The sequence below is a fragment of the Exiguobacterium sp. s80 genome, assembly GCF_018618725.1.
Taxonomy (GTDB): domain Bacteria; phylum Bacillota; class Bacilli; order Exiguobacteriales; family Exiguobacteriaceae; genus Exiguobacterium_A; species Exiguobacterium_A oxidotolerans.
Genome location: NZ_JACSMP010000008.1, coordinates 26,175 through 34,129, shown reverse-complemented (window position 1 = coordinate 34,129; position 7,955 = coordinate 26,175). Strand labels below are relative to the sequence as shown.

Annotated in this window: 5 protein-coding genes; 2 read left to right on the top strand and 3 right to left on the bottom strand. The window is 45.8% G+C overall.

Annotated elements, in window-relative coordinates; genetic code table 11:
- Both KNP94_RS15980 and KNP94_RS12820 read right to left on the bottom strand, forming a co-directional pair.
- Window positions 1-422: SH3 domain-containing protein (locus KNP94_RS15980; protein ID WP_483299342.1), on the bottom strand; the 422-nt coding region annotated here is incomplete at its 3' end.
- 201 nt (window positions 423-623) lie between these two features.
- Window positions 624-2,657, bottom strand: a complete 2,034-nt coding sequence (locus tag KNP94_RS12820; protein WP_215115757.1) for a thioredoxin domain-containing protein — start codon at window positions 2,655-2,657, stop codon at window positions 624-626.
- Window positions 2,658-3,422: 765 nt separating this feature from the next.
- Here KNP94_RS12820 and KNP94_RS12815 point away from each other — a divergent pair.
- Window positions 3,423-6,173 carry a chitobiase/beta-hexosaminidase C-terminal domain-containing protein gene (locus KNP94_RS12815; RefSeq protein WP_215115756.1) on the top strand — a complete coding sequence of 917 codons (2,751 nt, stop codon included), beginning with the start codon at window positions 3,423-3,425 and terminating at the stop codon, window positions 6,171-6,173.
- 15 nt (window positions 6,174-6,188) lie between these two features.
- Here KNP94_RS12815 and KNP94_RS12810 read toward each other — a convergent pair whose 3' ends face one another.
- Window positions 6,189-6,545: a hypothetical protein gene (locus tag KNP94_RS12810; protein WP_214768919.1), complete on the bottom strand. Its 357-nt coding sequence runs from the start codon at window positions 6,543-6,545 to the stop codon at window positions 6,189-6,191.
- A 358-nt stretch (window positions 6,546-6,903) separates the two neighbouring features.
- Here KNP94_RS12810 and KNP94_RS12805 point away from each other — a divergent pair, with 358 nt between their 5' ends.
- Window positions 6,904-7,782, top strand: a complete 879-nt coding sequence (locus KNP94_RS12805) for a CAP domain-containing protein (RefSeq protein WP_214767081.1) — start codon at window positions 6,904-6,906, stop codon at window positions 7,780-7,782.
- Window positions 7,783-7,955: the final 173 nt, after the last annotated feature.

Sequence of the window (7,955 nt, the reverse complement as noted above, 5' to 3'; positions counted from 1 at the left end):
GAAGTATAGTAAACATCGTTCGCGTCCAGCGATGCGATTTTTTTTGATGTAGTCACAGCAGATTGGTAAATGGTCATTTCTTTAGAAGTGATAAAGCGTTGCCCGCTAATTGATTGTTTTTGATAGTAGGGGGTTAGAGAGCTTGCCGCAACATATCCCGTTTTTCCACTATATGATATTCTTCTGAAATCACCAGAAGTAGAAACATACGTAGATGAAACGATTGTTCCGGTCTTGATCGTCAACAAGCGTTTCCGGGAAGATGTCGTCTTGTCATACAGATAACTATCGGTAGACAGACGATAAGTTGTTACTTTCGTTGTGGCAGCTTCAGGCGCAGGTATGTACGTAAATAATACGCCGAGGACCATAATGAAGCTAACAATCATCTTCAAGGTTTTCGTGAATAGTGTCGTGTTCAAAGAATAATTCCTCCTATATTAAAATTCGTCCGGGGACGTTTCAGGCTCTAGGGTGTCGATTCTAAGGTGTAAGATAAGTGTTCCTATCTCTACTATCGACAATAAAACATTTATCTAAAGTAAAATTAGAATTTTTTTGAAAATAGGGGTTTAGATTTTTGAAAAACCCTTCTGTTTGTAGAAAACAGAAGGGAATGATTGTTAGAGGTCCAATTGAGCGAGGAGTTCGTCGAGGTTTGTCGTCGGTTGATCGCACGTAAAGTCGTGGCACAGATAGGCTGTCGGCTGACCCGCGATTAACTGGTAGTCTTCGATAAATGGAGCGATTTCGAGTAGTTCTGCTTTTCGGCCGACGAGAAGGGATAACTCCGGGTGATGGCGTTTGAAGAGGCGCCGGAGATACGGTTCGACCTTCGTCATGTCGTCCGATAACACAATCAATTCTTGAGGTTTCATCATGATACGGCAATAGACGCTCATTAATGAAGCATAACCGGTCGGTTGTTGCTTCATATCTTCCGCGACCGATTGAAGGATATGGTGCGCCGTCTCGAGGTAACGCGAGTCTCCCGTCAATTGGGAGAGGCGGAATAAGTTCAAGGTCGCCGTGCTATTACCAGCCGGTGTCACACCGTCATAGACTTCCTTCGGTCGAATCAACAAGCGTTCTGCTTCTGACGCCGTGAAGAAGAAACTACCGGACGGATCGCCGAACGCTGAAAGCATGACATCCGTCAGGCGACGAGCCTGTTTAAGGTACGGTACTTCTTGCGTCGTAAGATGTAACTCGAGATAAGCTTCCGCGAGAAAACTGTAGTCGTCGAGAAATCCTCTGCCTTGAGCGTGTCCTTCTCGATAGCTGACGCGTAAGCGGCTACCATCGAGTAAGTGGTGCTCGATGAAGGTGAGCGCGCGTTTGGCAACGGTCGTATAATGCGGGTTTCCTAAAATCCGTCCTGCTTTTGCAAAAGCGGAAATCATTAACGCGTTCCATGACGTCAAAATCTTATCATCCCGAAACGGTCGGGTTCGATGCGCGCGATGTGCAAAGAGTTGTTGCCGTTCGTGTTCAAGTTGGCGCACGACATCTGCGACGGGGCGTGCTACTTCAGCAGCGAATGCGTGGAGATCTTGATTTGAACGATGAAACACATTCCGTCCTTCGAAGTTCCCGTTTGGTGTTGCACCGTAATACCGCGGAAAGAAGGCTTCTTCACCTAGCAGTTGTGTCAGCTCATCATAGGAGAAACTATAAAAAAGTCCTTCGTGACCGTCACTATCCGCATCTTCTGCCGAGTAGAAAGCACCTTCGTTCGATAACAGGTCACGTTCGACATACGTGAAGATTTCTTCCGCGTACTGTTTGAAGCGGTCATTCCCGGAAGCTTGATACGTCTCGAGGCAAAGGGTCGCGAACAAGGCATTATCGTAGAGCATCTTTTCAAAATGGGGAATCATCCAAGCGGCATCCACGGTATAACGATAGAGGCCGAAGCCGACTTGATCGGTGATGCCGCCGTCACGCATCGCAGTCAGCGTCCGCATGATCATCTGGAGTGCCGTCTCGTCTTCCGCGTACTTGTAATAATCGAGCAGGAACGTCAACAGGGACGGAGACGGGAATTTCGGTGCACCGCCAAATCCGCCATGCGTGACATCGAATTGGCGCATCGCTTGGTCGAATGTTGTGTGTAACAGCTCCTCATCCAGCGTGCCGTGCTGCTTGACCGTGCTGACATCGAGCAACGCCTGTTCGATTTGTGTACCGACCCGTTTAATTTTTTGCGGATCCGTTTGATAGTGTTCGCTCAGCTGAAGCAGGACTTGTCGGAAACTCGGACGGTTGAACTGGGGTGTCTTCGGAAAATACGTCCCGATATAAAACGGAACTTGTTCCGGCGACATGAAGACGCTGAGCGGCCACCCTCCTTGACCGGTCATGATTTGGGCTGCCGTCATGTAGATTTGGTCGATATCCGGTCGTTCCTCCCGGTCGACTTTAATCGAGATGAAACGTTCGTTCAGCATCGTCGCCGTTTCGTCATCCTCGAAACTTTCGTGGGCAAGGACGTGGCACCAGTGACAGGTCGAATAACCAATCGATAAAAAAATCGGTTTATTTGCTGTCCGGGCGGCAGTGAAGGCTTCTTCTCCCCACGGATACCAATCAACCGGATTGGAAGCATGTTGTTGCAGGTAAGGGCTTGTTTCGTGAATCAACCGGTTTGTCGGCATAATGTGTACCTCGTTTCTTCTATATTATTTGTATCTTTACGATAGCGATTTCTAAGGTCTGTATCAACTTGATTTAGTCAAAGAAATCTAGAGATAAAAAAAGATTGACTTTGTAAAATATTTTGTGTTATATTAAGAAATGTCATGAATCGGGGATGATCACTCATGTGAGAATCTTTAACCCACAATACACAATTTAATAATCAGGTCAGGATTTTTAGACCTTAACTGACAATCGAGTCAGACATAAGTCATCGCTTTTATTTTGTCCTTCTTCTTTAGGGAAGAAGTTGACCCAGCAAGATAAACCTTCCATTCGATACTTTTCAGCTCATCCGAGCGAAACTCTAAAAATCCCAGTAAATGCGTAACCTAATACGCAACTTGATTCTTGCTAAAACGCTTGATTCAGCTGGCGCGGCCAAGGAGCCGTAACAACGAAAGAGAGGTAGGGCTTTCGTCGTTTCAGGTGTTTTGATCACCTGTGTCCTCGATTCCACTGACAACTAATGTAAAAAAAACCAACACGCTGAGAAGGCGTTTTTTTTATGCCCTTTTTTAACCTGCTAACGGTGGGAAGACATCTATTGATGAGAGTGACTCCAAAAGATAATTATAAGAAAAGCGAACGATGAAAATTTGTAAGCGATACCATAATTATCATTTACGAAGGATGACATCTTTTTTTACGAAAAACATACACTTTTACAAATTATTTCTGATACTATAAAGAAGTGTCAGAAAATTAAATAGGGGGTCAACATCATGAAATACGGAAGTACGTTTGGTAAGTGGGCATTGGTCGGAGCATTAACAGCAGGTATTCTTCCGCAGGCAGGCATCATCGTAGGGGCAGAGGGCGAAGGCGTCATCCTGTCAGAGTACATAGAAGGATCGAGCAATAACAAAGCGATCGAGATTTACAATGGTTCGGGGCAAATCATCAATCTCGCTGACTACACACTCGTACAGTATACGAATGGTGGACCGTCTGAATCAAAAATCACGCTTTCCGGAACGATTGACCCGGGTAAAACATTCGTCATTGCAAACTCAAGTGCAAATGCTGACATTAAAGCAAAAGCACAACAAACGACAGGATCACTGAACTTCAACGGTAACGATCCCGTTGCCCTGAAAAAAGGAGATGTCGTCCTCGACATCATCGGACCAGTCGGATCAAGTGCGGATTTCGCGAAAGATACGACGCTCGTCCGTAACACAAACGTGACGACCGGTTCAAAAACATATGAACCGTCACAATGGACAAGCTTCCCGGTCGATACATTAACAGATTTAGGATCACATAAAGCAGAAGCAGGTGATATTCTCGTTGCACCAACGGCTGACCCAGTCGGCGAAGTTGAGCGTGGTGATAAAGTAACGCTTACAGGGGAAGGGACGATTCACTATACAGTCGATGGATTAACACCGACAGTTGAAAGTCCGGTTTACTCAGAGCCGATCACAATTAATGAGGAAATGACGATTCAAGCAGTCGTCGTCAAGAATGGTAAAACGTCAGCCGTTTCGACGTTCAAATATTACATCGCACCACCCCTCACGAAAATCAGCAGTATCCAAGGAATTGCACATTTGTCTCCATACGCCGATCAACTCGTCCGGACGACAGGTGTCGTCACGTATATCGTGGATGCAAACAACTTCTACATGCAGGATCCGAATCCGGATAATAACAGTAAGACATCTGAAGGTATCTTAGTGTATTCGAAAAACCACGGAGCGGCAGTCGGACAAAAGGTCGCGACAACTGGATATGTGAAAGAATGGCTATTAGGTGGATATAGTGATAAAGCGGAGACAGACTTGCCTGTGACAGAGCTCAGTGCTGTCAACCTCGTTAAAGGAGCACTTAACGAAGGATTACCTGCAAGCATCGTCCTCGGTGGGGACGGCGTCTTGATTCCGACGGATGTCGTCGATAACGATGCGTTCGCGAACTTTGATCCGGAAGAAGATGCAATCGACCTGTATGAAAGTGTCGAAGGGATGCGTGTTGCACTTCCGAATGCCATCGTTACAGGTCCACAAGCAAACCGGACGATTCCGGTCCGGACGCAAACAGCAGACAAAGTCTACACGAAACGCGGTACACCAATCTTGACGGCAGACAACGTCAACCCGGAACGTCTCTTCGTCGAGATGGGCAGTTCGTCATACCGTGCGAAATCAGGTGACCGTTTTGAAGGAACGATTGAAGGCGTCATGAGCTACAACTACTCTGCTTATAAAGTCTTGTCAAAAGCAGCTGATCTTCCGAAACTCGTCACGAGTGAAATTGATCGTCAACCGACGAACATCGAAACAGGAGAGTCACGTTTGACGGTCGCATCGTATAACGTCGAAAACTTTGCTTCGACAGCAGACGCCGGGAAAGTTGATCGTGTCTCGGAAGGGATTGCGACGTTCCTCAAAACACCGGACATCGTCGGTTTGACAGAAATGCAAGATAACGATGGTGCAGTTGATAGTGGAACCGTCGATGCATCCAAATCATTTGAAACATTGATTGCAGCAATTGAAGCGAAAACTGGCGTTAAGTATGCGTATACAGACATCGCACCAGAAGATAAAAAAGATGGCGGACAGCCAGGCGGAAACATCCGTGTCGGCTTCTTGTATAACCCGGAGCGCGTCTCACTTGCACCAGGTAAAAAAGGAACGGCAACAGAAGCGGTTTCGGTCGAAAACGGCAAGTTGACGAGTAACCCGGGACGGATTCAACCGCTCGACCCGAACTTCGCAAGTTCACGGAAGCCACTCGTCGGGGAATTCCTCTTCAAAGGGGAGTCGTACCATGTCATCGTCAACCACTTTAACTCTAAAGGTGGCGACGGAGCAGACTTCGGTAAAAATCAACCGGTCGTACGTAAGAGCGAAGTACAGCGTCATGCGATTGCGACAATCGTCCAAGATTTCGTCAATGAACTCGAAACAGAAGTCAAAGACTCGAATGTCGTTGTTCTTGGTGACTTGAATGACTTCCAGTTCTCGAAAACACTCGACATCCTCAAAGGAAAGAACTTGTGGAACACGGTCGATGATCTTCCGAAATCAGAACGTTACTCGTATGTCTATAATGGTAACGCACAAGTACTCGATCACATCTTAATCTCGAAAAACTTAAAACGCTATACTTCATCTGATATTGTCAACATCAACTCGGATTACATGGAAGCAGACGGAAGCGCGAGCGACCACGATCCGGCAATCATTTCGATTCAAGGTGCGGAGAGTGCGATTCCTGTCAAAGGAAAAGCTGAAATCGGAAAATGGCGCGCTGTTCAAAAAGGAAAACACATCGTCATCGAACGAAAAATTGCAAAGCGTTGGTTGAAAGTGAGTGAAACACATGGTCAGCAACAAGGTGAATTACTCGAACTTCGTGTTTCGAAAGGCTTGCCGTATATTCTTGTGAAGACGAAAAAAGATGGACAGAACTGGCTTGAGCTTTCAAAACGCTACAAATTAACGACTTCTGATAAATTTCAATAAATAAAAAAAGCGGACTTAGCGGTCCGCTTTTTTGTGTGTTCGGATAAAAAGAGATAGGAAGGAAAGGCTACTGATTGAAAAGGTGAAGAGCAGGGCAGTTTCAAGAGGAAGGATCCGAAACATGTACATGAAGTGGATGATGATTAAGGTAATAATCGTGGCGAGACCGACGATAAAGTTCTTCCGTAATAAGTTTCCGACACCGGGGACGAGCAGTTCGAATCCGAAACGTTGGCTATAGTGAACTTCGTCATGTGCGTTCGCGAGACTAAAGGAGACCGTCAACACAACGAGAATCATCCAACCTGAAAACAAGTACTGCTGAATCGCGAGAAACGTAATCGATTCATAAATAAAATAGAGAAGAATCATGGCATACTCCTTTTGATGGATATTATATGGACAAACACGTATTTTTTTCCTTACGATTCCTAATATTAGCTAGGTGATGAAAGAACGGCAATAAGATTTGCAAAGAATGAAAATAAAAGAATGTTCACACATTTCAACAAGAGGGGAAAATAGTTCATTTTCTGTACGATAATGAAATGAGAATGGCTTCGGACTAAGTTGTCAGACCTTTAAAGGCGATGTTACTAAAATGTGTCTGTGTTGTGAACAAGTCGAATGAATCATGTGATTTTCTTAGAATGGATACTCTGACTGTTCGAACGGTTCAATTTCTTTTAAAATAAGGGTAATGCAAGAAAGAAGGAGGCGGACCAGCAGGATGAAAAAAGTATTAGTCCTCGGGGTAATAGCATTTGCTTTCTTTGGTTGCGAAAGCGTTCCAATCGAACAAGCGGAGGCGGAGTACCCGAAAAGTGGGGGAAAGCTGATTGATGCATATACAAGTGAGTACCCGGGATACAAGTGGGAAGTCAGACGGACAGCGACAGAGGAGTTTGTCGCACTGACGAAAGACGGGAAAGATTACGGGAAGTATCGTTTCCGGGACGGCGTGACGACGCAAGGCGCGACGTTAAATAAAGATACGGAAGCGACGCTTGCGAAAAAAGGCTGGAAGGTCGTCAAGTCCTATCGAAAGGGAAATACGAACTACATGCTGAACCTTGATCACGCAGCCGTCTATGAAAAGAACGATAACTACGTGACGTATTTCTTTGATCAATATGATAAAAATCGCGTCAAAGCAACACTGGCGATTCCGAAGGACGTCGAAGCGAAAAAAGAAGGGTTCTATGGTGCTGCTTCAAAAGCATTACGGACGACGGATGAGAAATTGATGTTACGCCTGATGAACTGGGAACGTGCCGAATACAAGAAACCTGCATTGTCGCCGTATACAGCATTAAAACCGGTCACGCGCGGACACAGTGAAAACATGGCGGAGAATAACTTTTTCTCGCATACGGATCCTGAAGGCCGTGACCCGTTCGCCCGGATGAAGGCAGAAGGCATTCGCTTCTCGATGGCGGGTGAAAACTTATCGATGGGGTATCCGAATGTCTTCGCTGCCCACTGGGGATTGATGAACTCAAAAGGGCATCGTGAAAACATCATGCAAAGCGGCTTCAAACAAGCGGATGTTGGAGTGGCGTTTAGAAAAGATGCACCGTACTTTACGATTAACTTTAGAACACCGTGAAAATAGCACGAACTAAAGTAAAGCCTAGGTTCTCGTCAATGGGAACCTAGGCTTTTTGGTTTGTCTTGAGTCCCGGGAAACGTGATATCTTACGAATCAAAAAACGTAGGTGGTTGATATAAGTGGTACGAAAGATTCTTACTTCCCGTGCTTTCCTCGGGCGAGGCGCAAGC